This is a genomic window from Paenibacillus psychroresistens (assembly GCF_009728935.1).
Taxonomy (GTDB): Bacteria; Bacillota; Bacilli; order Paenibacillales; family NBRC-103111; genus Paenibacillus_AC; species Paenibacillus_AC psychroresistens.
Genome location: NZ_CP034235.1, coordinates 3,188,332 through 3,213,714 on the forward strand (window position 1 = coordinate 3,188,332; position 25,383 = coordinate 3,213,714).

The window sequence follows — 25,383 nt, forward strand, 5'->3', positions numbered from 1 at the left end:
TTATTGAAGCTGACAAGCATTATCCCTATTGTAACCTATTTAGTGGAATGGAGGAAAGAGGCATGATTCAGAAGGAACGTCTTATCGCAGAATTCATGGAGCTTGTCCAAGTGGACAGTGAAACAAGAGATGAATTAGCCATTAGCAAGGTTTTAATCAACAAATTCACACAATTGGGGTTAACGGTGGTTGAAGATGATACGGCAGCTCAAACAGGTCATGCTGCTGGTAACTTAATCTGTAACTTGAATGCAACTTCAGGTGGATTAGAAGCACCGGTTATTTTTTTTACATGCCATATGGATACCGTTATGCCAGGCAAGGGGATTAAACCAAGATTAGACGAGGATGGTTTTATTCGCAGCGACGGGACGACAATCTTGGGCAGTGATGATAAAGCAGGCATTGCAGCAATGCTAGAAGCCATTCAAGTATTAAAGGAACAGAAGCTTGAACATGGTAAAGTCCAGTTTATTATCACCGCAGGCGAAGAAGCTGGTTTGCATGGCGCGCGCGCGATGGATCCCAAATGGATGGAAGCAAAGTTTGGTTATGCCTTGGATTCTAATGGCCAAGTCGGTGATATCGCTACAGCTGCACCAGCTCAATCCAAGATTGAGATTACCTTCTGGGGCAAGGCTGCACATGCAGGTGTCAATCCAGAGGATGGTGTCAGCGCTATTACAACAGCAAGCCGTGCTATTGCCAAGATGTCTTTAGGAAGAATCGACAAAGAAACCACAGCGAATATTGGCAGCTTTGTAGGCGGTGGAGAAACTAATATCGTTTGTGAGAAAGTTGTTTTAACTGCAGAAGCACGCAGCATCGTGAATGAGAAGCTGGCGAAGCAAGTGGAATCCATGCGAGCAGCTTGTGCTGCAGCAGCTGAAGAAATGGGCGCACGTATGGAGTTCGAAAGCGAGGTCATCTATCCTGCATATATGCATGCTGATGATTCTCCTGTTGTGAAGCTGGCAATCGATGTACTAAGTGATATGGGGTTAACACCACATACGTTTCATTCCGGAGGCGGAAGTGATGCTAATATATTCAACGGGATGGGTGTCCCAACCGCGAATTTAGCAGTAGGCTATCAGCATATTCATACCACTAAGGAACAAATACCTGCGAGCGAGCTGGTAAAAGTGGCCGAAGTCGTAGTTGCATTAATTCAAAAGGTAGCAGTTTCAAACTAAAACGATAGGAATTGCCTGCTTTAGAAATCTGCAATCAGATATCTAAAGCAGGCTTTTTAATGCAATTTTTCAGTGACTGGTGTTATAATTAGCCTACCTAAATTTTATCAAAGGATTTATGTACTTTACGAAAAAGGGGCATTCAAACAATCATGAGCAGCAGCATACATCGAATCGCTTTTATACTATTTTTTAGCTTTGTCCTAGTTTTCTTGGTGGGTTCGGCTGTATCAGCTGATAGCTTCGAAAAGCAGCTAAACAATCAGCCTATGGATTTCAAGTCCTTTTCTACGGATCAAGGGTTGTCCTATCCAGTTGTATTAGTAATTGCTCAGGACAAAGCTGGCTATATGTGGTTTGGTTCAGATGATGGTCTTAATAAATTTGACGGGTATACCTTCACGACTTATACGAACAATCCAACTAATCCAAACTCCATTTCCAATAATCAGATCATGGGTATTGAGGAGGATGTGGATGGCTCCTTGTGGGTAGCGACTTATCGAGGTGGATTGAATCAGCTCGACCCAGAAACGGGTAAATTTAAACACTATACATACAATCCTAATAACCCCGATGACCCAAAAGGGCTAAGTCAAGAGAATATAAATATAATGAAGCAAGATAAAGATGGAGTGCTTTGGATTGGCACTGGAAAAGGCTTAAATAAATTTGATAAAGCAAGCAAAACTTTTACACATTTCAACTTTAAAAATAATGAAACGGATAATGACAAAATTAATTTAATTAATGCACTTGCTATCGATGATCAAGGTATTATTTGGGTGGGTACTTCTGCAGGCTTAGTTCGTTTTGATTCAAAAACCTCGAAGTTTAGCAGTTCTCAGCAAATTGCAGTGTTGGCATCATCAATTGGTGATGACATGATCACTTCTTTGAGTTTAGATGCCAACCAAGATTTATGGATAGGGACGCAAAGTGCAGGCGTTACTCGTTTTGATCATAAAAACAGGCTATTTTCCAGCTTTCTTTCAAACCCCGATATGACCGAAAGTATAAGCGATAATAAAATAAATACCATTTATACAGATAGACAAGGTCGAGTATGGCTAGGTACAGATAAATCATTGGAGCAGTGGGATAGTAGTCTAAATGGCTTCAAGCACACTGTTAATAATTTGAGCAATCCTCAAAGCTTAAACGGAAGTGTGGTATATGGTATTTATCAAGATCAACAGCTTAATATTTGGGTGGCGACCGAAAAAGGCTTGAATCTATATTCACCCAAGAAGATTATTACTTATCATGCTGAGGATGCTAAGATGAGCAAGCTCCAGAATAACGGGGTTCTTTCTTTTGCGGAAGGTAAGAATGGGCTGATTTGGCTTGGCACGAATAAAGGAGTTCAAACCTTTGATCGAGAAACGGGGGCATTCGAGCTTTATATAAACAAGCCTCAAGATCCTACCAGTGTAAGTAATGGTTCGATTCTCGCTCTTTTTGTAGATTCATCTGGAACGATATGGGCGGGTTCTAAAGAAGGAGTCTTGAATCGCTTTAACCCGGAAACTCAGACATTTACAAGATTCAATGATATAGGAGTAGGGGAGATAGAACGAAGGAAATTCATTACAATTGTGGTAATAGCCCAAAAGACCGAAAATGAGCTATGGTTAGGTACCTATAATGGCCTTTTTATATTTGATATTAAAAAACAAGAAATTCATAAATTCATTGCAAGCACGGTAGATAATTATGATAGTACTTTTGATGAATCCCGGTTTACTTCCGTTCTCGCAGATGAAAAAGGAATTACTTGGTTTGGAACATTGGATTCAGGTCTATATAAATTGGACTCGATCCATAATCGCTTTGATCACTTTCCGATTTATCCTGAATTTTCTAATAATTTGGGAAGCAACAGTGTTTCCTCCCTCCTTAAAGACAAAAGCGGGTCTATCTGGGTAGGGACCAAAGGGGGACTCGAGAAGTTCAATCCTATAAAAGACAGCTTTGAACGCTTTACACAAACAGAAGGTTTGTCGAATAATTTAATTTGGGGAATCGTTGAAGATAATTCGGATAATCTTTGGTTTTCTAATACCAAAGGGTTGTCCAAATTGAATCCTAAAACGATGAGCTTTCATAATTATGAGCAAGCTGACGGATTGCAAAGCAATACATTCGTAGTTAGGTCATTTTTAAAAACGAATGATGGCGCTCTCTTTTTTGGAGGATATAATGGTTTCAATTGGATTCGTCCTGAACTTTTAGAAGATAGCCATTTTACACCATCCATAGTTATCCATTCCTTTAAAGTATTCGACCAGCCTAAGCTTCTCGATAAACCATTGTCCGAAATGAAAACCATTCAACTCTCATATAAAGAAAATTTCTTTTCTTTCGAATTTGCAGCTTTGGATTACCGGAATACACCTCGAATTCAATATGCTTATAAATTGGATGGATTTGATAAAGATTGGGTTTATTCAGGGAGCAGAAGATATGTCAGTTACATGAATTTGAAGGGGGGGCATTATGTACTGCATATCAAATCCACCAATAGTGACGGGGTTTGGAACTCGATTGAGAAAACCATTGAGCTTGAGGTTATTCCTGCTTGGTGGCAGCGTTGGTGGGCATACCTTGTATATGTTGGGTTAGGGAGTTCGCTCTTTATTCTCTTTATACGTATTCGCAGCAGTGAGCAAGCAAAGAAGCTTCAGGAGCAGGAGCTGATGGTTGCTGCACGAACTAGCGCCATTCATAGTCTTATGGATAATTCGGATCAAGGCTTTCTTTCCTTTGGGGTAGATTTGATCATTCAGAAAGAATATAGTCTAGCTTGTGTTCGTTTTCTCTCAAGTCATTTGGAAGGGCGGACCATTCATACCTTACTCTGTCCCAATCAAGTTTCACAGCAGGATAGACTAGAAAAGCTATTGCGAGCGTTTTTTGAAGAGCCCGATCTTATTAAGAAAAGTGAGTATTTGGAGCAGCTTTCCTGTGAAACAAGATTAAATGAATTTACTGTAAAGTTGGACTTCAAACCTATTATTAATGCAGATAATCCTGAAGATATCAAGTGCATGTTAATCATTTCCGATCTATCCTCGCTACGCCAATTAGAGACACAGATGGAGGAAGCGGACGAAATATACACAATGGAAAAACTAGCGGTATTAGGGCAGCTTGCAGCTGGAATAGCCCATGAAATTCGTAATCCATTGACCGTTATTGACGGATTTATGCAGATTATGCTTAAAACGGAGCTGGAGCAGGAGAAACGCAAGAGTTATCTGAATTTAATGCATCCTGAAGTGAAACGAATTAATGACTTGGTTAGCGAGTTCTTAATGCTAGCAAAACCTCAGCCGATTAAATATGAACGCGGGAGTTTGTATGCTGTGCTCAAAACTACTGTGGAGTTTATGTCTAGTGAAGCTTCCTTGCACAATGTTGAAATTATTTTCGATTCATTGAATAAAGAAGTCTGGATAGAGATGGATATTAAGCAAATGAAACAGGTTTTCATGAATATAATTAAGAATGCACTAGAGGCTTCACAAGCGGGTAGTCATATTCAAATTCAAGTAATTGAGAATAGTCAACATGTCCAAATTATAATTATTGACCATGGCCAGGGTATTTCAACTGAGCAATTGCGTAAAATTTTCGATCCTTTCTATTCACAGAAAGATACGGGGACTGGGTTAGGTTTAACGACCTCATTAAACATTGTGCGCAACCATCAGGGTGATATTGAAGCCTTTAGTGACATAGGGGTCAAAACATCAGTCATTATTACCCTTCCTTTGATGAAACAAGTGTAAATGGATAAGGTCTTTTTAGCTGGGCAGGATTCACTCTATCTTGTAAAACGGAGACTAAAGGTTGTTTCAAACTGGCAGGTCTAGCAGAAAGCTTGCGTAAATAATGTTGGACCTCCCAGGCTTTGCCGACTAAACATAATTGCTGTGGGGCAAAATAGCTTTTCATAGACGTTTCCTCTTTTCAATTGTTATTCTTATACTAGGAGCGTATGATACTAAGGGACAACTTATACATAAGGAGCCAGAATATGAAAAATCACGAAGGTAATCAAAAATTTCTCGAAAAAACCATAAAAACAGATCACATTTTTCAAGGCAAGATTATCTCACTAGAGGTTGTTCATGTGGAGCTGCCTGATGGTCAAATCGCAACTCGAGAAATTATTCGACACCCTGGAGCCGTCTGTGTGCTTGCTCTGTTAGAGGATAAGATGCTCGTTGTGGAGCAATATCGTAAGCCGCTAGGCAAAAGCCAGGTTGAGATACCGGCTGGCAAATTAGAGCCAGGAGAAGATCCACTGGAAGCAGCCCGTCGTGAGCTTGAGGAAGAAACAGGGTATCATTGTGATGAACTGCTTCATATTTGCTCCTACTACACTTCACCTGGTTTTGCTGATGAGCTGATTCATTTTTACGTTGCGGAGCATTTGGTCAAAGGGCAGGTTAACTTGGACGAGGACGAGTTTTTAGAGTGCGAAGCAATAACTCTTGAAGAAGCGCAGCAGTATATTGCTGAAAAACGGATCAGTGATGCCAAAACTATAGCGGCTGTCTATGCTTGGCGAATTTATAAGCTTACAGGATCCTTCTAGAATGAATGACTATTATGTTGATCTGCATATTCATATTGGACGTACGGAATCAGGTAAGCCTGTCAAAATCTCGGGCTCGCGTGATTTAACTTTTTATAATATTGCCCATGAATCAGCTACACGTAAGGGCATTGACATGATCGGGATTATTGATTGTCATGCACCTTCTGTTCAGGAAGAAATCATGGGTTATTTGCACAGTGGTGAGATGGAAGAGCTTGAAGGTGGAGGTATCCGATATCGCCAGTCGACGATTATCCTCGGCAGTGAGATTGAGGTTAGGGATGAGGGCTGCGGTCCTACACATCTGTTGGCCTATTTGCCTGATCTAAAAAGCATGCAGCAATTTACAAAGTGGATGAGTCGGTTTATGAAAAATGTCGAGCTTAGTTCACAGCGTTTATATGTAACCTCTCGAGAGCTGCAGAGTGAGGTAATTAGCCGCGGTGGTTTTATGATCCCAGCGCACATCTTTACGCCTTATAAAAGTGTATATGGCAGCGGCTCAACTAGGATAGCAGATATGTTAGATCTGCAGGGACTTACTGCTGTTGAGCTTGGATTAAGCTCAGACACCTACATGGCTAGCTATCTTTCAGAGTTAGATGATTTAGCCTTTGTAACCAATTCCGATGCACATTCTCTTAGTAAGATTGGGCGCGAATATAATCAAATGCGGATGCTTGAGCCGAGCTATAACGAATTGGTGAAGGCTCTTAACTTTGAAGATGGGCGTTCCATTATCGGCAATTACGGCTTAAATCCACAGCTTGGCAAATACCATCGGACTTTTTGCGCTAAATGTGATGCGGTCTTAGATGAAACAGCTATCTCCACATCTCGTTGCTTAAATTGCGGCAGTCCCAAAATTGTCCGTGGAGTGATGGATCGTATTCTCGCACTTGCTGATCGTGAAATACCGATCATTATGCCGCATCGCCCGCCTTACTATAACCAAATTCCGCTTGAGTTTATCCCAGGGCTCGGTAAAAAAAAGCTGGAGCAGCTGCTCGGACAATTCGGAACGGAGATGAACGTACTTCACCATGTACCCATTGATGATTTGACTCGAGTCGTCGGATTGGAAATAGCGGAGACCATCCTTAATGCTAGAGGCGGCTTGCTAAAAGTTGATGTTGGCGGTGGCGGGAAATATGGTAGGATACAGCGTAGGTAACGTGAGGTACGTGAATTTTGAAAGTTATGATTAAGATCGATTATTGAGAAAAAGGCTGTTGCAAAAGTAGATTTATCTACTTTTGCAACAGCCTTTTATACTGTGAAGATTTGGTAAATGCATTGTGCCGGTGGCCATTTATGATTACGATGAACGTAAGACTTTTTACGAGGAGTGATGTTTTGAGTAGTCTAAGCATGAATCATAAAGCGCAAATTCCAGAGCTTTATGTTGTACGTGCCCTAGCCATTATCGGAGTTTTATTGGTACATGTTTCATCCGTTCCGGTCGGAATTATTGCAGATAAAAGCTCAATCATGTTCATGTTTTTTAATTTTCTCAATATATTTAATCGCTATGGGACAACAACCTTTATCTTTTTAAGTGCCTTTGTGCTATTTTATCGCTATTATGAGAAGCCGATAAGCGGAAAGCTGCTTATGAGCTTTTATAAGCGAAGGCTGTTGTATATCGGAATTCCTTATGTTATTTTCTCCATACTGTATTATGTGATTCAAATGTATTATTCTTACGGCGAAACATGGCATCAGTTTGTTCAAGCGGCTTCTGTTATAGGGTTTCTGAAAATGCTGGCACTAGGAAAATCCTTTTATCATCTTTATTTCGTTTTTATCAATATCCAGTTTTATCTATTGTTCCCCTTGCTGCTGCTCTTACTGCAATATAAACGAAACCTAACTAAGCACCTTATTTGGATTGGGTTTTTGTTACAGTGGGCATTTATTATTTATAATTATTATAGCTTGAATTACGCCGATAAAGGACAGCTTGCGATCAGTTACACCTCTAATTACTTTTTAGGTGCTTATTTTGGGATTTACTATTCCAGCTTAATGGAATGGCTCGTAGTTACAAGAAAAAAATTAATGAGCTTGAAAGCTGTTTTTTGGGTATTGTTAGGGTCGGTTTGGTTGTTGGCAAGCTTTGCCGATGTTTATATGTTTTACTGGGCTCGTAAAAATGGAACCATTTTTAATCCACTGCTTTATGAATTGGTTTGGAATTTACACACGATCACAGCAGGCTTGGTTTTGCTTCAGCTAGCTAATCTAATCTATCGTAAGCTTAGCCCTCCCCTTGTGAATATTATGCTGCAATTAGGAATTGCTTCATTTGGAATATATATTATTCATGCAGGGATTCTATTCTATTATTACCGAATTTCAGTGAGCTATAGTCCCCTAATTTACTCTGTTTATGTAGCTGCAGCTTTCGTTGTGACTTTTGCTTTATCATGGATAATTGTCAGCTTTATTCAAAAGCAAAGCCGGTTGGCTTGGATGTTGTTCGGTGCTGCGCCGAAAATAAGCCCGTACATCGAATGGAAAAGCACCAATATAGCCAAGCGAACAAAACTCTCATTACCCGTTTCAAAGCAAGGTTAATAGTTGTCCGTTACCAATATACATACAATTTCCTCTGGACTCATATCTTGTTGTAAGCGGACAAGGGAGGGAAGCGGAATATGTCGGATTTATCGCATGCGATGCGAAGCTATATGAAGGAACATATGCCGTTGTACGTATATGTATCTGTCTTGTTTATTACAGGGGTTGTTTTTGGTGTTGTTATTGTGCAAGCTCTAACCCTGGAGCAGAAGCAAGAGCTAAGTCGCCATTTAGGTAATTTTTTTCAAATGGTTGATATCGGACTTGAATGGGATAAGCAGCATTCTTTTTTGCAATCCTTTTTGCTGAATTTTAAGTGGCTAGCACTTATTTGCCTTTTGGGCTTATCGGTGATCGGACTGCCGTTTATCTTATTTATGGACTTCTTAAAGGGCGTCTTGATTGGATTTACAGTTGGATTTATGGTAGGGGAGTATGCCTGGAAAGGGATGTTATTCGCTCTTGCTTCCGTAGTGCCACAAAATTTACTGTTGATTCCAGCACTGATTATATGTAGTGTTACCTCGATTGCTTTTGGACTGCACCTGCTTAAAAGTCGCTTTTTACGCCAGCATTTGAGTAATTCGCTCTCGTTCTCAAAATTTATCGGCACAACTTTTTCATTAGCGGTGCTTCTGATTGTTGTCTCGCTATATGAAGCTTTACTTTCACCTTTGATAATGCAGTGGGTGACTCCTATATTGGTTTCTTGATACATGTTAAACACCTTAAATGGTTTGACTTTGTTCGACTTTTCCCCCTATAATAGGAAGAAATATGTTTGAACGGGAGGGTAAGGGGGATAATGGAAGAGCGGATTGAAAAAATCAAGCAGCAGCTGCAATCACAAGCATATAAGCTGACTCATCAGCGAGAAGCAACTGTTCGTGTGCTGCTCGAGAATGAAGAGGACCATTTAAGCGCGGAAGATGTTTTTATGCTCGTTAAGGATAAAGCGCCTGAAATCGGTCTGGCTACCGTTTATAGAACCCTTGAACTACTGAGCGAACTGCATGTAGTGGAGAAGATTAATTTCGGCGACGGTGTAGCTCGTTATGACTTGCGCAACGATAGTACTCACCATCACCATCATCATCTGATTTGTGTGCAATGTGGTGCTATGGACGAAATAATGGAGGATTGGCTCGGTCCCTTGGAAGAAAGAGTGGAAGAGCAATTTAACTTTACTGTAGTTGATCATCGTTTGGATTTTCAAGGCATCTGTTTCCGCTGTAATGGTAAAACTAACAACCCAATCTAAGGCAATACTAAACCACTAATTAAATGGGCATCTGTTAAGTCGCGACTCGCGCTTAACAGATGCTTTTAATTTGTGCTGAGCTTTTTCTACGCTGTGGAAGTAGTTCATGCATGAGGCTGTAGAGCCAGAAACTGGCGGTACAGCAAGCTTACTTAGTCAATAAAACAGCGCGCGATGCGTTTATTAACCCGTTCCCTTGAGATTTACGAGTAAATCCATTGAGCTTGCGAGCGGTTCGCTGCAAACGTTGTTTTACAGCTGTAGGGGATAATCGTGGACAACGGCTAAGCAGTAGAGCAACAGTGCCAGTGACATGCGGTGCTGCCATTGAAGTACCGCTTAGCTTTGTATAGGAATTGTTCAAGTAAGTGGAGCACACTTCATCACCAGGTGCAGTTACATCAATGCCGGCCCCGCGGCTGCTATAAACGGCAATTTGGTTGTTTTCTGTGGAAGCGGCTACGGCAATCGTTTCAGGAAAACGTGCGGGATAGTCGATGGTTCCACTGTTTTTTCCACTGTTTCCAGCGGAGGCAATCATGACGATTCCTTGGCGATGTGCCTTGCGGATGATTTGCTGCAAAGATGGGCTAAAGTCGGTCAAGCCAAAGCTCATGTTGATGACTTGCATGCGATTGCGAATACACCAATCAATGCCTTGGATGATGTCCGAGGTAAAGGCAGAGCCTTCGGAGTTAAAAGATTGCACTGCATAAAGCTTGGCTTTTGGTGCAACCCCAACAACGCCGAAGCTATTGCGCAAAGCGGCAACAGTACCTGCGACGTGGGTGCCATGACCATTACGATCAATCACAGGCTTTTTATTGATCGTGTTGAAGGATCTAACCACTCGCAAGTCAGGGTGTTTAGCAATCCCTGTATCTAGAATAGCTACACGAATGGGACTGCCTTGAGTAGCTTTCCATACGAGTGGTGCTTGAATGCGAGCAATGCCCCAAGGGATAATCTCCGGAGTATCAATGGAGGCGCAGCCCGTTGCTAGGCGACGTGCTTTTTTTTTGACAGTATGAAGCTTAATTTTCCGATCTGATTCTACTCTGCGAACCAAACCATTACGCTTAAGTGGACCCATATCCGCATGAGGATGGGCATGCAAAAGGATGGCATTCATGGTCTTTATGGTTTTTACAGGATGAATTCCTAAGCTTTTGCAATGATGCAAGCATTCTTTGTAAGCAGCTTGTGTACGTAGAACGACCAATTGTCGTGTTTTTGGAGCATTCTTTTGATTAATTGTTGAGGTTTTGCCGGTTGAAGAGTGGGTTAAGGCTTGAATGGACTGTTTAAGATCGTTCAATAATTTCACCTCTGTCACATTTTGGATTAAGAGCTAGGGGGATTGGTATACTGTTAACGGGGGATGGGGGCGTTAGCGTATCGTACATTGTATGCATAAAGGTATAAGATGTCTGCGGAATACATAATATTGTTTGGAAAAGTCAGACTATAGATGAAATGCCTACCCAAACTGAAAGAGGGCTACTATTATGAGAATTGGAGTACCTAAAGAAATCAAAAATAACGAGTTTCGTGTTGCTCTAACACCTTCGGGTGTGAGTATGCTGCGGAAATCAAGCCATTCTGTTTATATCGAGCAAGGTGCTGGTGAGGGAAGTGGATTTATCGATGAGGAGTACCGCTTAGCGGGAGCCGAGGTTTTGAGTTTGGCCTCTGAAGTGTGGGAAAGGTCAGAAATGATTATTAAGGTAAAAGAGCCTTTGCCTGCAGAATATCCCTATTTTAAAAAAAATCAAATTCTGTTTACTTACCTTCACTTAGCTGCTGCTGGAGATTTGACAGAGGCGTTGCTGAAGCAGCAGGTTGCAGGTATCGCATATGAAACTATTCAACTGGCTAACGGGAGCTTGCCTTTATTAACACCAATGAGTGAGGTTGCTGGGCGAATGTCTGTACAGGTCGGGGCGCAGTTTCTCGAAAAATATTACGGGGGACGAGGTATCTTACTGGGTGGTGTTCCGGGGGTACCTCCTGCAGACGTGATCATTCTTGGCGGTGGTATCGTGGGGACTCATGCTGCCAAAATGGCGCTGGGCTTAGGAGCCAATGTCGTTGTTATTGAGCGAAGCGCAGAAAGGATGCGTTATCTGGATGATGTTTTTGGCGGGCGTTTGCGAACTTTAATGTCCAATCCACTTAATATTGCTAATGCCGTACAGAAAGCAGATCTCTTAATTGGAGCCGTACTCATTCCTGGGGCAAGAGCGCCAAAGCTGGTAACCGAGGAAATGGTACGTACGATGAAGCCGGGCTCCGTTATAGTGGATGTTGCTGTGGACCAAGGAGGGACTATCGAAACTATTGATCGAGTCACCACACACAGTGAACCGACTTATGTGAAGCATGGGGTGGTTCATTATGCTGTAGCTAATATGCCTGGGGCAGTGCCAAGAACCTCTACATTTGCTCTGACCAATGCAACGATTTCATACGCGTTAGAACTAGCTAACAAAGGCTTGGAAAAAGCGTTATTAGAGAGCAATGCGCTTTCTTTGGGAGTTAATACTTATGGAGGGCATGTCACTTTTGCTGCTGTAGCAGAAGCAGTGGGTAGGCCTTATACACCGCTGCATACCCTTTTGCACAACGATGCTGCATCGGAAGGCTTAAATAGCCCAAGCTAAACATATACTAATATTGTTAATGAACAATAAGTTGCCCGTTAACAGTATATAAAAAAGTTTAGTAAAAGAGGTGCAGTATGGTTTTCTCATTTCGCAAGTTCAAGCGGCGGTTGAAGTTTCTTTTGCAGCTATTCATCTTGACTGTTCTTTTCTACTATTCCTTAAATCTCGTTACGAGATGGATTGAGCCTGTGCAAAAATATCGAACGCCATCGGGTCATTCGGTGAAGGTATTTCAGGAAGAAATGTTAATTGAGCAACGACAAACAATCAAAGATCGGTTAGCGATGTTTTATTGGATAGGCGAATAAAGCAGGAATTGACAAGCTTCGCGTTGAATTCGTAATTGAAGTTATGACGAGGAGTTCGATTGCGATGAAACAACAGCTGCTGATTTTTATTCAATATGTATCGGTTGAGAAGGGGCTTGCCCAGAATACGCTTGAATCTTACGAGCGCGATATTACGCAATATCTTGAATTTGTCGAAAAAAGCGGCATCACTCAATTGAAAGATACTAAAAAACTAACCATCCAAAATTATTTATTACAGCTCAAAAAGTTAGGACGGGCGTCTTCCTCCATCACTAGAAGCATGGTGTCGATTCGCTCTTTTTATCAATTTTTGGTGAGAGAGCGGATGCTGGAATTAGACCCTTCTTTAAATATGGAATCCCCCCGCTTAGTCAAAAGATTACCCAAAGTTTTATCCATTCAAGAGGTTGAAGCCTTGCTTGAAGCACCTGAGACAAGTACGCCTTATGGAATGCGTGATAAAGCTATGTTAGAATTATTATATGCAACCGGAATTCGAGTTTCTGAGTTGGTTAACTTAAATGCGGGGCATGTCAATTTAGGGATGGGCTTTGTTCGCTGTATCGGCAAAGGCTCTAAGGAACGGATTATCCCATTAGGCAGAATTGCTGCTAAGTGGCTCAATGAGTATCTGCAAATTATGCGTCGTCAATTATTAAGAGAATCCAAATTAGATGATGCTTTATTCATTAATCACTTGGGAACCCGTCTCACCAGACAGGGCTTTTGGAAAATAATTAAAAAATACGGCCGCGAAGCACAGATTCTTAAAGAGATTACACCCCATACTCTGCGTCATTCCTTCGCAACTCATTTGTTGGATAATGGTGCAGATTTAAGAGCAGTTCAGGAAATGCTTGGGCATGCGGATATATCGACTACCCAGATTTACACCCATGTCAGCAAAACACGTATGAAAGAAGTTTACAACCTTACACACCCAAGGGCCAAAATAGAATAGGCGGGATGCTATGAAATTTCAAAGAATTTGCTTCGTTGTCTTGGATAGTGTAGGAATAGGCGAACTTCCGGATGCTCCTCAGTTTGGGGATGAGGGTTCACATACACTTGGACATATCACTCAGACGGTGAGCCATATAAGCTGGCCGAATCTGCAGAAAATGGGCTTAGGTAACATAATGCCGCTAGAGCAGGTTCCCGCAGCAGGCAAGCCAACTGCCTATTATGGCAAAATGGCGGAGGTTTCTGTTGGCAAAGATACGATGACTGGACATTGGGAGCTAATGGGGCTGAAAGTAGAGATTCCTTTTCAGACCTACCCGAATGGATTTCCGCCAGCGTTAATTGAACAGTTCGAGCGTGAGACTGGGCGTAAAGTGATTGGGAATAAGCCTGCATCAGGTACAGAAATCCTCGACGAGCTCGGCGAGCGTCAGATGGAAACAGGCGAGTGGATCGTGTATACTTCAGCAGATAGCGTGTTTCAGCTAGCTGCCCATGAGGATATTATTCCACTGGACGAGCTGTACCGTGCTTGTGAGCTTGCTCGTCGCTTAACCTTGCAGCCTGAGTTTGCGGCAGGCCGAGTGATTGCTCGTCCTTATCTTGGACAGCCTGGAGCGTTTAAACGCACATCCAATCGGCATGATTATGCAGTTAAGCCGCCTGGACCTACGGTGATGAACAAGCTGCAGGACGCTCAATTAGATTGTATCGCGGTTGGGAAGATCAATGATATTTTTACAGGTGAAGGGGTTACAGAATCTCTTCATACGATTAGCAATGCTGACGGGATGAAACAAACCATTGAAGCTATGAGCAAACCATTCAAGGGGTTATGCTTCACGAACTTGGTGGAGTTTGATTCCTTATATGGGCACCGTCGTGATCCAGTAGGTTATGCGCGAGCTCTGGACGAATTTGATCAAAGCCTGCCGGAATTAATGGCTCAGATAGGGGAGAACGATTTATTAATTCTTTCCGCAGATCATGGCAATGATCCTACTCATGCCGGTACAGATCATACTCGGGAATATGTCCCTTTGTTAGTTTGGAACCCAGCTTTTAAGGCCCCGGGGAGCTTAGGTGTGCGTGCGACTTTTGCTGATTTGGCAGCTACGATTGCAGATAATTTTGGTGTAGAAAACGTTGGACAAGGAAAAAGCTTTTTACAACAACTTCAATAAGAGAGAGGAACAATCCAATGACCAGTACAAGTTCAATAAAAATAGCAGAGGCTCGCAGTTATATCGAAAGTAAAGCAAAAGTAAAACCAGAGTTAGGTCTAATACTAGGTTCCGGCTTAGGTGTTTTAGCTGAATTGATTGAAGAAGCGATAGTTTTGCCGTATGGAGAAATCCCGCATTTTCCAGTTTCTACGGTTTTTGGCCATGCTGGTGAACTTGTAATCGGTAAAGTTGGGGGCAAGAATGTTGTCCTAATGAAAGGCCGCTTTCATATGTATGAAGGCTATTCCGCGGAGGAAGTATCTTTTCCAGTACGTGTAATGAAAGCTCTAGGAGTCAAAACGTTGATCGTTACCAATGCAGCTGGCGGAGTTAATAAATCCTATGAAGTTGGGGATTTAATGCTGATCAGTGATCATATTAACTTTACTAGCCGCAGCCCGCTTATGGGTCATAATGATGACAACCTGGGTGTTCGTTTTCCAGATATGTCGGAGGCTTATAACCGCAAGCTGCGCAAATTAGCACACGAAGTAGCAACTGAGCAAGGCTTAACCCTGCAAGAGGGCGTTTATCTTGGTCTCCTGGGACCGTCCTTTGAAACGCCTGCTGAAATACGCATGGTCCGTATTCTTGGAGCAGATACAGTGGGAATGTCTACCGTTTCTGAAGTAACCGTTGCTCGTCATTCGGGTATAGAGGTTCTGGGCTTTTCCTGCGTGACTAATATGGCTGCAGGTATTCTGGACCAACCGCTTTCTCATGAAGAAGTAATGGAAACGGGCGAACGAGTGAAGCCGAAGTTTCTTAAATTATTGTTAGGCATTATTCCACTAATCTAAATCGCAGGAGGTCGCACTTTGAATTATTTATTGCAAATTCTAGAAGCAGCAGGATATATCCGAGATAAATTAGCAGATAGAAAACCTGAAATTGCCCTAATTCTTGGGTCAGGCTTGGGCGATCTAGCTGAGCAAATCACAAATCCAGTTATGATTTCTTATAGCGAAGTCCCCCATTTCCCAGTTTCAACCGTTGCTGGCCATGCTGGACTTTTTGTTATTGGCGAGTTGGAGGGAAAATGTGTCATTGCGATGCAAGGACGTTTCCACTATTACGAAGGCTATGAGATGCGTAAAGTAACGCTTCCGGTTTATGTAATGAAGCAGCTTGGAGTAAGTACACTGGTTATTACCAATGCCGCCGGTGGTATGAACCGGACTTATGAAGCAGGTGATCTAATGCTGCTAAGCGATCATCTCAATTTAACAGGCGACAGTCCGTTGATTGGTACCAATCATGATGAGCTAGGCTTGCGGTTCCCCGACATGTCTGAGGCTTATAGCCGCAGCTTCCGTGAGCTTGCACACAAAGTAGCTAGTGAAGTTACTAATAATCAAGGTAACCCTTTAAAGCTGCAAGAGGGGGTTTACGCGGGGATTAGTGGCCCTGCATACCTGACACCTGCCGAGCTTAAAATGCTTGCTAATTTAGGCGGAGATGCTGTTGGCATGTCCACCGTTGGTGAGGTCATTGCAGCTAAGCATTGCGGGATGCAGGTATTAGGCATTTCCTGTATCACGGATATGGCGATTGGCGAAGAGCTGGAGCCGTTAACGCATGAGCAAGTGATGGCGACGGCGGAAAAGACTAAACCGATGTTTATTGGGCTGGTTAAGGCTTTTGTTCGGGAGGTTTAGGTTTTTGTAGCGCTTAGTTGTGATATTTTTTAATATGTCATGGTGGCTGGAAACAGTAAGTCATGGTGATAAGAAACGATTTTAGGAGTAAAGGCTACTTTCTGTCGATTAATTAATCGAACTTGGGAGTGGTCTTTTTTTTTTTTGTTGGAATTTACTACGAACGATAATTTCTCACCTATGATATGCAAACGAATGATATAATGGATTAAATAGGAAGTTAAGTTGACAGAGGCGGAAATTGGTCTTGCAGTCAGTTTCAAAATGTTCAATCTTAAAGGAAAAAACTCAACTTATGGTTATGGGTTGGGTTAAACTTCGATAACTTTGAAGGTATATTTCAAATTGATCTCAGCAAACACAATTTCGTTGAAATTAAGAATGAAAATTATGAGGATATTATTAAAAGGATGATTATATGGACTCCACATTAATAATTGATATACATATCAAGAATTACTCTATCGATTGTACTTTATTTGATCGTTGGAGAATGGTGGATAACATTGCAAATTTAAAAGTAACATTGACTAGTGGAATGATATATGGAATTGTTGGTGATTTTGGTAATGGTGGATGGGCATTATCCATTTTGTTAGCTGGAAAAGAATTGTTTCATGAACCTAATAATTATCAAATTAAAATCAATAGCGTTATAGCTTCACAAAAATCTCTTCAAACTATTGCTTGCTACATTGGTGAAGGTGTTGCAGAATCTCCATTCAAACCAAGAAAATCATACACGAATAAGCTGATAAGAAAGTTGCTTGGTATAAAAACAGTGGCTCAAAGGATTCAAGATGGGATCAATCAGAGTGGAAGTAAATACAGCCTTCAAGAAATAGCAATTATGTTTGATCTTACAGGTTTAGCTGAGAATGATGAAAGGAATGGAAGAATACATAGACCATTAGAATTGCAAGGTAGCGAAGTATGGAGAGCTTCAATGGCAATAGGATTTGCGTATAGTAAAAAATTATTTTGTTGTCCTTGGATGCAGGGAAAGCTTTATTCTAATTACATTATTGGTGAGTACAACAGAAAATATATCCAAATATTGAAAGAACATAATGCTATTGTTTTAATCCCAGTGGTAGAAAAGGAAGAATTAATAAATATGGCTGATGATTTTATTTATCTAAATCATAATAAGGGGCAGTACGATGTATCCACTCATAACTTCCCTCAGGATATTTTAAAAAAGCTTCTAATTGATTTCGCTCAGGATTATGATTTAGTTTTAGGAATATTATTAGATTGGCATACGGAAATGATAACTATTTACAAACAGTTTGAAGAAAATAGAATTACAAGATGCATCGTATATTATGCTAATGGTGATTTAAATAGATTGAATGATGGCATTGAATTGGCTAAAACAGATTGGAGAGATACAATTGTAAGAGCGGAATATGATAGAAATAATGAGAAGGTAAGAGATATGAATAAGCCATTTTGTTAGAAAGTAGAGATAGTTATTTTCCGTAAAAATTAAAGTCTGCTATGGAAGTTGATATGGCCAAGGAAATTTGCGATAGATTGAGTGTTGATGGAAAAAGCATTGACTGTTTTGAATTGTTATCAAAAATTCTACATGGACATATGGATTTGAGTTTATATTCTAGAGACTCTTTGTTAAAGTTTTATGCTCACTTTAAGGGATATAATGAGTTTTGGGAAGGATATAAATGGTTTAATAATTTTCGTGTTGTAGTCTTTTATTTTGTTTTCAAAACTGTTTTGAATACTGGTCTCGAGTAGGGCAATGACTATTTATCAGCGAGCATTTTATCTTAAAAGACCAATAATCCAATATATGGTATAGTTATTGTTATGGAAGTTATTGTCGAATGGAATCCATAAGTAGGGTGATAAATAAGGAGGACATCATGATTAGGGAAGCGGAACAGCGGGATAGAGATAGAATTGAGGAATTGTATAAGATACTAATTCCTGATGATAATGAAATCATAGTTAAAAAAGAACGAATAGATCAAGTAAAGCAAGATCCGCATAATTTTTTGTATGTGAATGAAATTGAAGGAAGAGTAGAGGGGACAGTTTTATTAACTATTTGTCTTGATGTTATGTATGGCAACAGACCTTATGCGGTTGTGGAGTATGTCATTGTTGATCCAGATTGCAGAGGTATGGGTGTCGGAAAAGAATTGTTTAATCATGTTGAAGACTATTGTAAAAAAATAGGGTGTAGAGAGATATTATTAATGAGTAATGTAAAAAGGCTTGCAGCCCATGAGTTCTTGAAAGACAAGGATTTAGCCATGTAGCAAAAGGATTTTTAAAGAAAATTTGAATTGTTGATCGATGCAATAATACAAGTATACCCAGGTCGATGATATTTCTTATAATTATCTAACTGATAAAAACGAGTTGTATTTTGATAATAATCTAGGAAATCCGTTTAAAATATACTTGAAATGAGTTATAAAGAAAAGGATGAGATAACGATAAAAGTTATAAAGAATAAGATAATTAATGTAAAGGAAATGATCAAACCATTAGGTGGAATTTAAATGAAGTTAACTGAAATAAAAAAGGATTTGTTTGACATGCCAGAGGAATATCACTTAGCGCACTGTATTTCTTCTGATGCAGCGATGGGTGCAGGCATTGCAGTTCTTTTTAAGAAAAAATTCAATTTGTCGATATTGATTAAATTAGCGAAACAAAATGAGCTAGAGATTGGCACATGTAGAAGAGTTGATAAAATCTTGAACCTAATTACTAAAAAGAATTATTGGAATAAACCTACGTATGATTCACTCACTAACGCAATTGTGTCTATGAAGCAGGTATGTTTATCAGAAGGAATAAATAAAATAGCCATGCCTGAAATAGGTTGTGGACTAGATAAACTGCAATGGTCCAAAGTTAAGGAGATCATACTTGATATTTTCAGTGATACTGAGATGGAGATAATCGTTTGTCGCATCAATTAGAAGATTAGTTATTAGAAAATTTATTGCCTACATATGAAACGAGGAATCAAACAATGAAAAAGCTCGCTGCTCTATTAATAATCATAAGTTTGGTCATAGCTGGTTGCCAAGAAGCTAAAACAATTTTACCAACAGAAATGGTAAAAAACACACCACTAGAGTCAATAAATCCAACTCCAAGCGCAGAGGTTAAAGCTGAAACGACTATTGCCCCTACAGCTGTCAAAGAAACTCCAAAAGCTACCCAGGCAGTTACAGTGGATGTTGTCTCAACACTAATTCCCAAAGGGAGGGTCATTTCCAATTTAGCTAGTGGGAAGGATGCTTTAATAAAGGGAGATATGAATAAGGATGGCATATCCGATATTGCGTTAATCGTAGAAGATAATGCAGATGCGTCTAAAGAAAGAGATTTAGTTATTGCTTTTGGAACAACAGAGGGCTCCTATGTGCAATCGATTTACGCCAAGGAAGCTATTATGTGTGTAGATTGTGGAGGTGTATTCGGCGACCCACTGGATAATCTAACGTTCTCAAATGGCTCTGTTTTATTAAGCTTATATGGTGGATCAACAGATCGCTGGTATTATAAGTACCGTTTTCAATATAGAGATAACGATTGGTATTTGATCGGAGAGACCTCAGGTCAGTCTAGAACGACAGATTTAACATCTGCTATAGAACTAGATGTGAATTTATTAACGGGTGATTTTATTGAAAAACAAAGCAATAAAAAAGGCGTTTTAATCGAAAGTAAAAGAGGCAAAAAGGAAAAGCAACAATTAACTAAGCTTGCAGATTTTAATAATTCATCAGATTCCGCCCCCTCTTCAGATGAGATAGTGGAAGATGCCAGTTATCCTTGCACAGATGAATTGTTATATATTTATGATCTGGATGAAGTGGTTGCTTCATTTACAGAGTTCACAGAACGTACAACTAAACTGATCTCAGAGCATGATTATGATCAATTATATTCAGACATTGGCAATTGTTTTAACACGGCAACTGATAAAATGATCTTAGAGTATCCACAGTTAAAGTCCAAAATCACTAAAATTAGATCCATAGCTGAAAAAATAATATCGGATAAATGGGTTATTGAAGATGCTATAAGTGGTGGCGGAACTATGTGGATGCATAATGCATCACGAAGTTATGGCGTGATTAAATTCTATATTTTTCATTATGGCTGGTTGTCTATGTCTGATCAAAGTGAGGATATAGATGCTAATGGGTATGAAACGCAGCTTGCTAAACTAAAACAAAATATTGAATCGGCTGCTGAATGGAAGGCATTTGAACCGGAAAAAGCAGCAGATTTAGAAAAAGCAGCTCAGGGCTACGTCTTTAGTATGAAAGAGCTGCAACAAATATTTGATAAGTCGCAAACAATGCCTTCCGTTTATATCCTTGAGCATCTTAGTGGCTATTCGGTTGAATCTTAAATGGTTTACTAAATAATCTCGTCAATCAAACCTAAATTCAATGCTTCCTCAGGGCCAATAAACCAATCACGCTGTTGCTCTCGGGAGATTTTTAACTGCTCGACATCTAGATTAGTTTTTGATAATAAATATTCGTCATAGATACCTTGCAGCCTTTGGATTTCATCCAGCCGGTTTATTAAATGATCCAGCTTCCCACCCATGGTGCTTGAAACGGAATGGTACATAAATGTACTAAGTCTGCTTGAGTATCTTTTGTGGCCACTTACAGCAACAAGTAAGCCCATACTGGCGGCAAGTCCGTAAACGTGGGTATGAATAGCTGTTTTACTTTTTTCAATCACACCAATCAAACCAAGTCCATCATAGATGCTGCCGCCTCTGCTATTAATGATGATTTCAATGGGAAGGCGTTTGAAGTCCTTTTCTCTTTTATCTATGTCATCATCGTGTTTGTTTATTCTAATAATGTTTTCAATAACCGCTTTTACAGTGTTTTTATCAATGGTATCGAATAAATATAAGGTTCTTTCGGTCATGAATAAGCCTCCAGTCGAATGAACTTAAGAGATCTTAATATATTCGTTTTCTTGTAAAAGGGTAACGGTAAAGAGCCCATCATTTGTTAATTCTGTTTCACTTCCATTCAATTCGGTTAAATAAGACTAATGAATGAAGGAGGAATTTAAATGATACCCACGATAAAAATAGTTGAAAACGCAGAAAAAGCATTAGAAGAAATTAAGGATTTGTATCAAAAGGGCTTTGAGATGGATGATGTTTATGTGCTTGCCCACCAAGCTGACGTCACGCATAAGATCGCAGCAATCGCTAACACGAAGGAAATTGGTGTTGCCGAAGAGGGCATATATCAATCTCTGGCTAATGTATTCAAATCCCGAGGAGATGAGCTGAGGTCTAAGTTTATATCGCTTGGTGTTTCTGAAGAGGAAGCCGCACATTTGGAACGGAAGCTTGATCAAGGACACGTAGCCATAATTAATATTTCTAAAGAGCCTGTTAACTAAAATAATTGATTATAAACATGATGACCACTTCTAGCTGCTAACAATCGGCTGGAGGGGGTCTTTTTAATTTGCTTATAGCTAATAAATATTGCCATTACTTGCTTACTGAGTTACATTTATTAAATACTTTGGATTATATGAGACTGGAAGTGACAGACTTGCTTAAAAAAATCGGAATTCTCCTCATCGTACTCTCTTTCGTATTTTATGGACTTATCCTATTGATTCCACTACTCTCCGTCACGCTCAAGACAAAAACGATTCTAACCACAACTTTAGTTGTAATTGGAGAAATTTCATTTTGGAGTGGTGGTTTAATTCTAGGTAAAGAAGTGGTGAATAAGTACAGAAGCTTATTTAATCCCAAAAATTGGTTTAAAAGAAAGCCCTGACAGCATACAAAAAAACCATAACATAATAAAGTGTACCCTAGAGAGGGAGGCACCTACGATGTTATGGCAGTGACTTGTATTTCTGCATGATTAATAGAGAGATAAAGCTAGAGTGTCTACGCCATTCTTGGAATACAGAATAGCATCGCCGCCGATAATTTCAATACTGTCCAAGGAATCAAGAAATTTCCGCACCAATCGCTTGCTATGTAGCAGCTTTTGTTGTAGTATTTCGGCTAGTTTATGGACAGCTTTTTTATGCTGGGCTTTTTCTAAGTAGACTGGAATCTCGTTGCCGCGAAAAGCGATAATCACTTTCATATTGCGCAACCTCCTGTATAATTTACCATATTTTCATTTATACTTAAAACGTATTACTAAACAAAAAGTTGCAGGTTACCAAAATTAGTATACTTGACAAACATTAACTGAACCTTAAGAAAGTATGTCAGACTTGTTAAATTTAAATATATAGTAAGTAGGTGAAACAAGTGGTTCAACGTACAAAAAGCTATTTTTACGCGGATTCAACGGATTTAGAGCTTTCTGACGATATTCTTTTTCCTTATGCTTGGGATGAATGGATGTGTCGCCAATTAACCAGTGATAGCCCGAGCTATATACATGTTTGGCAGCATCCCAAAGCAATCGTGCTTGGTTTAAGAGATCGTCAGCTACCAGGAATTGACCAGGCCATATCTTGGTTAGAAAATCAAGGCTATGTAGTAGCGGTACGTAATTCTGGAGGAGCTGCTGTACCTTTGGATACAGGTGTGGTGAATATATCACTTGTGATTCCTAAATCTACTAATACTATAAACTTTCGTGACGATTTTGAAACAATGATTCAGCTTTTGCGTGAAATACTTGCCCCGTGGACTTCTACCATTCAAACTGGAGAAATTAAAGGCGGGTATTGCCCTGGAGATTATGACTTAAGCATCAACGGTCGCAAATTTTGTGGGATAGCACAGCGACGTCAAGCCCATGGATTTGTTGTTTCAGCTTTTGTTAATGTTGAAGGAACGGACTCAGATAGAGCCAGCAGGGTACGGACTTTTTATGATATTGCTTCAAATGGGAAATCTGATATTACATTTCCTCTAGTTGAGCCTGAGCGAACGAGCAGTCTAGAGGAATTAGCAGGTGTACCTTCAGTCAAGGCTTTTATGGAAAGCTTGAAATATCATAAATCAGTTATAGTATCCGAAACGCAAGCTGCAAAAGAGGCTTTGAATAACGTTATATTTCCAGTGAATCAGATATTTGAAGTTATTAAGCAATTAAAAAGACGATATGCAGTCGAACCTAGAATCCAATAAGTTCCAATATAGTCATTTACACAAGATTCATATTATTTTGATCTAGCGATAATGTTTATCACTTATTCTAACTTAAGGTTACCAATCTTAAGGAGGAAAGAGTATGGCATTTTTTACAAAGAAAAAGTTATTATTAGTTGGTGGTTTGGCAGTCCTATTAGTTGGATCGCAGGCTGCACAAGCAGCAGAAGCTACGTTGAAGGCGGTTTCAGTTCAATTTAAAATCTTTGTAAGTGGTAAAGAAGTCAAGCTTGATAAAGACCCTGTTGTTATTGATGGAAGTACATATCTTCCTGTTAGAGCTTTAAGTGATGCGCTTGGTCAATACGTTAAATGGGACGATGCTTCCAAAACGATTTCTTTAAGCTCATTCCCCGCAATCTCAAATGAATTTACACTTAAGAATCCAGAATCCATCGGTAAAGTATATAAAGAAGGCGGATTCTCATCCTTGCTTCACCTTCCATCTGATCCTGATAATGTTTTCTACGCATTAGCTGATCGCGGACCAAATGGAGATTTAACTGTAGATGGTAAAGCAGGAAAAGCGTTTCCTCTTCCTGATTTTGAAGTTAGATTCTTTAAAATTGAGCTAGTAGCAGGCGATATCAAAATTCTTGAAACCATTAAGCTTCAATTGCCTGATGGCAAAATTGATGCAGTTACAAAAAAATCTACGATTACAGGCTTGCCTAATATCAAGGGTGACGAAGTAGCTTTCAACGAAGATGGCACTCCACTTTCCACTTATGATCCGGATGGTCTTGATTTGGAAGGGATTTCTTACAATCCGAAGGATGATACTTTCTGGATGTCTGAAGAATACAGTCCTTCCTTGGTACATGTGAAGCGTGATGGAACAATTATTGCTCGTTATGTACCAAAAGGTGTTAAAGAGAAGTTAGTTAATGCACAGACACCTATTTTTGATACACTTCCAGCTATTTATTACAAGCACGTTTCTAACCGTGGATTTGAAGGAGTTTCCATATCTCCTGACGGTTCGTCCCTGTTTGTTGCCATTCAAAGTCCAATGGCGGTTCCAGATAAAAAAGCTGGTGATACATCACGTCAATTGCGTATTCTAAAAATGGATTTAAACACTCAAGCAGTTGTTGGTGAATATGCGTATACAGCTGAAGATGCTACCCAATATCCAAAAGTAGCTCAAAAGGACCTAGTTATCAGTGAGCTTAGTGCCTTGTCTAATCAGGTAGTTCTGGTGGATGAGCGTGATAAGCTTGCAGGTGCAGAGGCACAAATCAAACGGATTTATCGTGCAGATTTTACAAATGCAACTAATCTTCTAGGAACTGAAGTAAGTGATACTTTAGAATCTTTAACGATGGATGCTATGAAAGAGAAGAAAATCAATTCAGCAGAAAAGACCTTAGTGGTCGATATGGCCAAGCTTGGCTATAAATATGAAAAATTAGAAGGCATGACTGTCGTTGGAAAACGTCAAATTGTTGTTGTCAATGATAATGACTACGATGTGAGCTATGTGGATGGCAAGTTGGTTCTTACTGATGTACCTACACAAGCTCTAACGATTGAATTAGCAGCTGATTTGAAATAATTAATCAAATAGTCAAAAAGTGACCTTATGCCAACTGGCATAAGGTTTTTTTTTGATTCATTTCGTGAGAAAGAGGGTAAAATAAAGCTAAAGTGTGTCTAAATGAGAAACATTTTCAATAAACTTTTGTTTTTTGCGGTTACAAAAGGTAATATAGATGTAGATTATTGTTTTTTTTTAT

Annotated in this window: 25 protein-coding genes; 21 read left to right on the forward strand and 4 right to left on the reverse strand. The window is 39.9% G+C overall.

Annotated elements, in window-relative coordinates:
- Window positions 1–62 precede the first annotated feature (62 nt).
- Complete coding sequence (locus EHS13_RS14395) at window positions 63–1,196, forward strand: M20/M25/M40 family metallo-hydrolase (protein WP_155701004.1); 1,134 nt, start codon at window positions 63–65, stop codon at window positions 1,194–1,196.
- 152 nt (window positions 1,197–1,348) lie between these two features.
- A complete protein-coding gene (locus EHS13_RS14400) occupies window positions 1,349–4,990 on the forward strand; it encodes a two-component regulator propeller domain-containing protein (protein ID WP_155701005.1) in 3,642 nt (1,213 codons plus the stop codon).
- On the opposite strand, the gene mciZ is transcribed toward EHS13_RS14400, so the two are convergent.
- Window positions 4,962–5,156, reverse strand: a complete 195-nt coding sequence (gene mciZ, locus EHS13_RS14405; RefSeq protein WP_155701006.1) for a Z-ring formation inhibitor MciZ — start codon at window positions 5,154–5,156, stop codon at window positions 4,962–4,964. The genes EHS13_RS14400 and mciZ overlap by 29 nt on opposite strands.
- A gap of 82 nt (window positions 5,157–5,238) precedes the next feature.
- Here mciZ and EHS13_RS14410 point away from each other — a divergent pair, with 82 nt between their 5' ends.
- The 5 genes from EHS13_RS14410 (at window position 5,239) to fur (ending at window position 9,649) form a co-directional block, all read left to right on the forward strand.
- Window positions 5,239–5,802 carry an NUDIX domain-containing protein gene (locus tag EHS13_RS14410; protein ID WP_155701007.1) on the forward strand — a complete coding sequence of 188 codons (564 nt, stop codon included), beginning with the start codon at window positions 5,239–5,241 and terminating at the stop codon, window positions 5,800–5,802.
- Window position 5,803: 1 nt separating this feature from the next.
- On the forward strand, window positions 5,804–6,979 hold the full coding sequence (locus EHS13_RS14415; RefSeq protein ID WP_155701008.1) for an endonuclease Q family protein: 1,176 nt from the start codon (window positions 5,804–5,806) through the stop codon (window positions 6,977–6,979).
- A gap of 182 nt (window positions 6,980–7,161) precedes the next feature.
- A complete protein-coding gene (locus EHS13_RS14420) occupies window positions 7,162–8,385 on the forward strand; it encodes an acyltransferase (protein WP_162463111.1) in 1,224 nt (407 codons plus the stop codon).
- Window positions 8,386–8,465: 80 nt separating this feature from the next.
- Window positions 8,466–9,101: a stage II sporulation protein M gene (spoIIM, locus tag EHS13_RS14425; RefSeq protein WP_193571502.1), complete on the forward strand. Its 636-nt coding sequence runs from the start codon at window positions 8,466–8,468 to the stop codon at window positions 9,099–9,101.
- A 92-nt stretch (window positions 9,102–9,193) separates the two neighbouring features.
- On the forward strand, window positions 9,194–9,649 hold the full coding sequence (fur, locus tag EHS13_RS14430) for a ferric iron uptake transcriptional regulator (RefSeq protein ID WP_155701010.1): 456 nt from the start codon (window positions 9,194–9,196) through the stop codon (window positions 9,647–9,649).
- 148 nt (window positions 9,650–9,797) lie between these two features.
- Here fur and EHS13_RS14435 read toward each other — a convergent pair whose 3' ends face one another.
- Window positions 9,798–10,967 (reverse strand): S8 family peptidase, encoded by a 1,170-nt coding sequence (locus EHS13_RS14435; RefSeq protein WP_155701011.1) that lies wholly within the window; start codon window positions 10,965–10,967, stop codon window positions 9,798–9,800.
- A gap of 190 nt (window positions 10,968–11,157) precedes the next feature.
- Here EHS13_RS14435 and ald point away from each other — a divergent pair, with 190 nt between their 5' ends.
- The 10 genes from ald (at window position 11,158) to EHS13_RS14485 (ending at window position 20,881) form a co-directional block, all read left to right on the forward strand.
- Window positions 11,158–12,312: an alanine dehydrogenase gene (gene ald / locus EHS13_RS14440; RefSeq protein WP_155701012.1), complete on the forward strand. Its 1,155-nt coding sequence runs from the start codon at window positions 11,158–11,160 to the stop codon at window positions 12,310–12,312.
- Between the two features lie 77 nt (window positions 12,313–12,389).
- Window positions 12,390–12,623, forward strand: coding sequence for a DUF4227 family protein (locus EHS13_RS14445; protein ID WP_155701013.1), 234 nt, complete (start codon window positions 12,390–12,392; stop codon window positions 12,621–12,623).
- A gap of 64 nt (window positions 12,624–12,687) precedes the next feature.
- Window positions 12,688–13,587 carry a site-specific tyrosine recombinase XerD gene (gene xerD, locus EHS13_RS14450; protein WP_155701014.1) on the forward strand — a complete coding sequence of 300 codons (900 nt, stop codon included), beginning with the start codon at window positions 12,688–12,690 and terminating at the stop codon, window positions 13,585–13,587.
- A 10-nt stretch (window positions 13,588–13,597) separates the two neighbouring features.
- A complete protein-coding gene (locus tag EHS13_RS14455; protein ID WP_155701015.1) occupies window positions 13,598–14,773 on the forward strand; it encodes a phosphopentomutase in 1,176 nt (391 codons plus the stop codon).
- Window positions 14,774–14,790: 17 nt separating this feature from the next.
- Entirely contained in the window at window positions 14,791–15,615 is an 825-nt protein-coding gene (locus EHS13_RS14460) for a purine-nucleoside phosphorylase (RefSeq protein WP_155701016.1), read from the forward strand.
- 18 nt (window positions 15,616–15,633) lie between these two features.
- Window positions 15,634–16,473, forward strand: coding sequence for a purine-nucleoside phosphorylase (locus EHS13_RS14465; RefSeq protein ID WP_155701017.1), 840 nt, complete (start codon window positions 15,634–15,636; stop codon window positions 16,471–16,473).
- Between the two features lie 418 nt (window positions 16,474–16,891).
- On the forward strand, window positions 16,892–17,935 hold the full coding sequence (locus EHS13_RS14470) for a hypothetical protein (RefSeq protein ID WP_155701018.1): 1,044 nt from the start codon (window positions 16,892–16,894) through the stop codon (window positions 17,933–17,935).
- Between the two features lie 427 nt (window positions 17,936–18,362).
- A complete protein-coding gene (locus tag EHS13_RS14475) occupies window positions 18,363–18,761 on the forward strand; it encodes a GNAT family N-acetyltransferase (RefSeq protein WP_162463112.1) in 399 nt (132 codons plus the stop codon).
- A gap of 246 nt (window positions 18,762–19,007) precedes the next feature.
- On the forward strand, window positions 19,008–19,433 hold the full coding sequence (locus EHS13_RS14480; protein ID WP_155701020.1) for a macro domain-containing protein: 426 nt from the start codon (window positions 19,008–19,010) through the stop codon (window positions 19,431–19,433).
- 53 nt (window positions 19,434–19,486) lie between these two features.
- Window positions 19,487–20,881, forward strand: a complete 1,395-nt coding sequence (locus EHS13_RS14485) for a hypothetical protein (RefSeq protein ID WP_155701021.1) — start codon at window positions 19,487–19,489, stop codon at window positions 20,879–20,881.
- Window positions 20,882–20,889: 8 nt separating this feature from the next.
- Here EHS13_RS14485 and EHS13_RS14490 read toward each other — a convergent pair whose 3' ends face one another.
- Complete coding sequence (locus tag EHS13_RS14490) at window positions 20,890–21,420, reverse strand: ATP-dependent Clp protease proteolytic subunit (protein WP_155701022.1); 531 nt, start codon at window positions 21,418–21,420, stop codon at window positions 20,890–20,892.
- A 150-nt stretch (window positions 21,421–21,570) separates the two neighbouring features.
- Between EHS13_RS14490 and EHS13_RS14495 the strand changes: the two genes are divergently transcribed.
- Window positions 21,571–21,909 carry a YflT domain-containing protein gene (locus EHS13_RS14495; RefSeq protein WP_155701023.1) on the forward strand — a complete coding sequence of 113 codons (339 nt, stop codon included), beginning with the start codon at window positions 21,571–21,573 and terminating at the stop codon, window positions 21,907–21,909.
- 68 nt (window positions 21,910–21,977) lie between these two features.
- Entirely contained in the window at window positions 21,978–22,301 is a 324-nt protein-coding gene (locus EHS13_RS14500; RefSeq protein ID WP_155701024.1) for a transporter suffix domain-containing protein, read from the forward strand.
- Between the two features lie 90 nt (window positions 22,302–22,391).
- On the opposite strand, the gene EHS13_RS14505 is transcribed toward EHS13_RS14500, so the two are convergent.
- Window positions 22,392–22,622 carry a hypothetical protein gene (locus tag EHS13_RS14505; RefSeq protein WP_155701025.1) on the reverse strand — a complete coding sequence of 77 codons (231 nt, stop codon included), beginning with the start codon at window positions 22,620–22,622 and terminating at the stop codon, window positions 22,392–22,394.
- 170 nt (window positions 22,623–22,792) lie between these two features.
- Here EHS13_RS14505 and EHS13_RS14510 point away from each other — a divergent pair, with 170 nt between their 5' ends.
- Both EHS13_RS14510 and EHS13_RS14515 read left to right on the forward strand, forming a co-directional pair.
- On the forward strand, window positions 22,793–23,623 hold the full coding sequence (locus EHS13_RS14510) for a lipoate--protein ligase family protein (protein ID WP_155701026.1): 831 nt from the start codon (window positions 22,793–22,795) through the stop codon (window positions 23,621–23,623).
- Between the two features lie 103 nt (window positions 23,624–23,726).
- Window positions 23,727–25,202: an esterase-like activity of phytase family protein gene (locus EHS13_RS14515; protein ID WP_155701027.1), complete on the forward strand. Its 1,476-nt coding sequence runs from the start codon at window positions 23,727–23,729 to the stop codon at window positions 25,200–25,202.
- The last annotated feature ends 181 nt before the right edge of the window (window positions 25,203–25,383 follow it).

Coding starts and splice junctions, on each gene's coding strand:
- EHS13_RS14395 (WP_155701004.1), top strand. CDS start 63: ATGATTCAGAAGGAACGTCTTATCGCAGAATTCATGGAGCTTGTCCAA.
- EHS13_RS14460 (WP_155701016.1), top strand. CDS start 14,791: ATGACCAGTACAAGTTCAATAAAAATAGCAGAGGCTCGCAGTTATATC.
- EHS13_RS14410 (WP_155701007.1), top strand. CDS start 5,239: ATGAAAAATCACGAAGGTAATCAAAAATTTCTCGAAAAAACCATAAAA.
- EHS13_RS14415 (WP_155701008.1), top strand. CDS start 5,804: ATGAATGACTATTATGTTGATCTGCATATTCATATTGGACGTACGGAA.
- EHS13_RS14480 (WP_155701020.1), top strand. CDS start 19,008: ATGAAGTTAACTGAAATAAAAAAGGATTTGTTTGACATGCCAGAGGAA.
- EHS13_RS14445 (WP_155701013.1), top strand. CDS start 12,390: ATGGTTTTCTCATTTCGCAAGTTCAAGCGGCGGTTGAAGTTTCTTTTG.
- EHS13_RS14495 (WP_155701023.1), top strand. CDS start 21,571: ATGATACCCACGATAAAAATAGTTGAAAACGCAGAAAAAGCATTAGAA.
- spoIIM (WP_193571502.1), top strand. CDS start 8,466: ATGTCGGATTTATCGCATGCGATGCGAAGCTATATGAAGGAACATATG.
- xerD (WP_155701014.1), top strand. CDS start 12,688: ATGAAACAACAGCTGCTGATTTTTATTCAATATGTATCGGTTGAGAAG.
- EHS13_RS14400 (WP_155701005.1), top strand. CDS start 1,349: ATGAGCAGCAGCATACATCGAATCGCTTTTATACTATTTTTTAGCTTT.
- EHS13_RS14485 (WP_155701021.1), top strand. CDS start 19,487: ATGAAAAAGCTCGCTGCTCTATTAATAATCATAAGTTTGGTCATAGCT.
- mciZ (WP_155701006.1), bottom strand. CDS start 5,156: ATGAAAAGCTATTTTGCCCCACAGCAATTATGTTTAGTCGGCAAAGCC.
- EHS13_RS14475 (WP_162463112.1), top strand. CDS start 18,363: ATGATTAGGGAAGCGGAACAGCGGGATAGAGATAGAATTGAGGAATTG.
- EHS13_RS14470 (WP_155701018.1), top strand. CDS start 16,892: ATGGACTCCACATTAATAATTGATATACATATCAAGAATTACTCTATC.
- EHS13_RS14505 (WP_155701025.1), bottom strand. CDS start 22,622: ATGAAAGTGATTATCGCTTTTCGCGGCAACGAGATTCCAGTCTACTTA.
- fur (WP_155701010.1), top strand. CDS start 9,194: ATGGAAGAGCGGATTGAAAAAATCAAGCAGCAGCTGCAATCACAAGCA.
- EHS13_RS14455 (WP_155701015.1), top strand. CDS start 13,598: ATGAAATTTCAAAGAATTTGCTTCGTTGTCTTGGATAGTGTAGGAATA.
- EHS13_RS14515 (WP_155701027.1), top strand. CDS start 23,727: ATGGCATTTTTTACAAAGAAAAAGTTATTATTAGTTGGTGGTTTGGCA.
- EHS13_RS14490 (WP_155701022.1), bottom strand. CDS start 21,420: ATGACCGAAAGAACCTTATATTTATTCGATACCATTGATAAAAACACT.
- ald (WP_155701012.1), top strand. CDS start 11,158: ATGAGAATTGGAGTACCTAAAGAAATCAAAAATAACGAGTTTCGTGTT.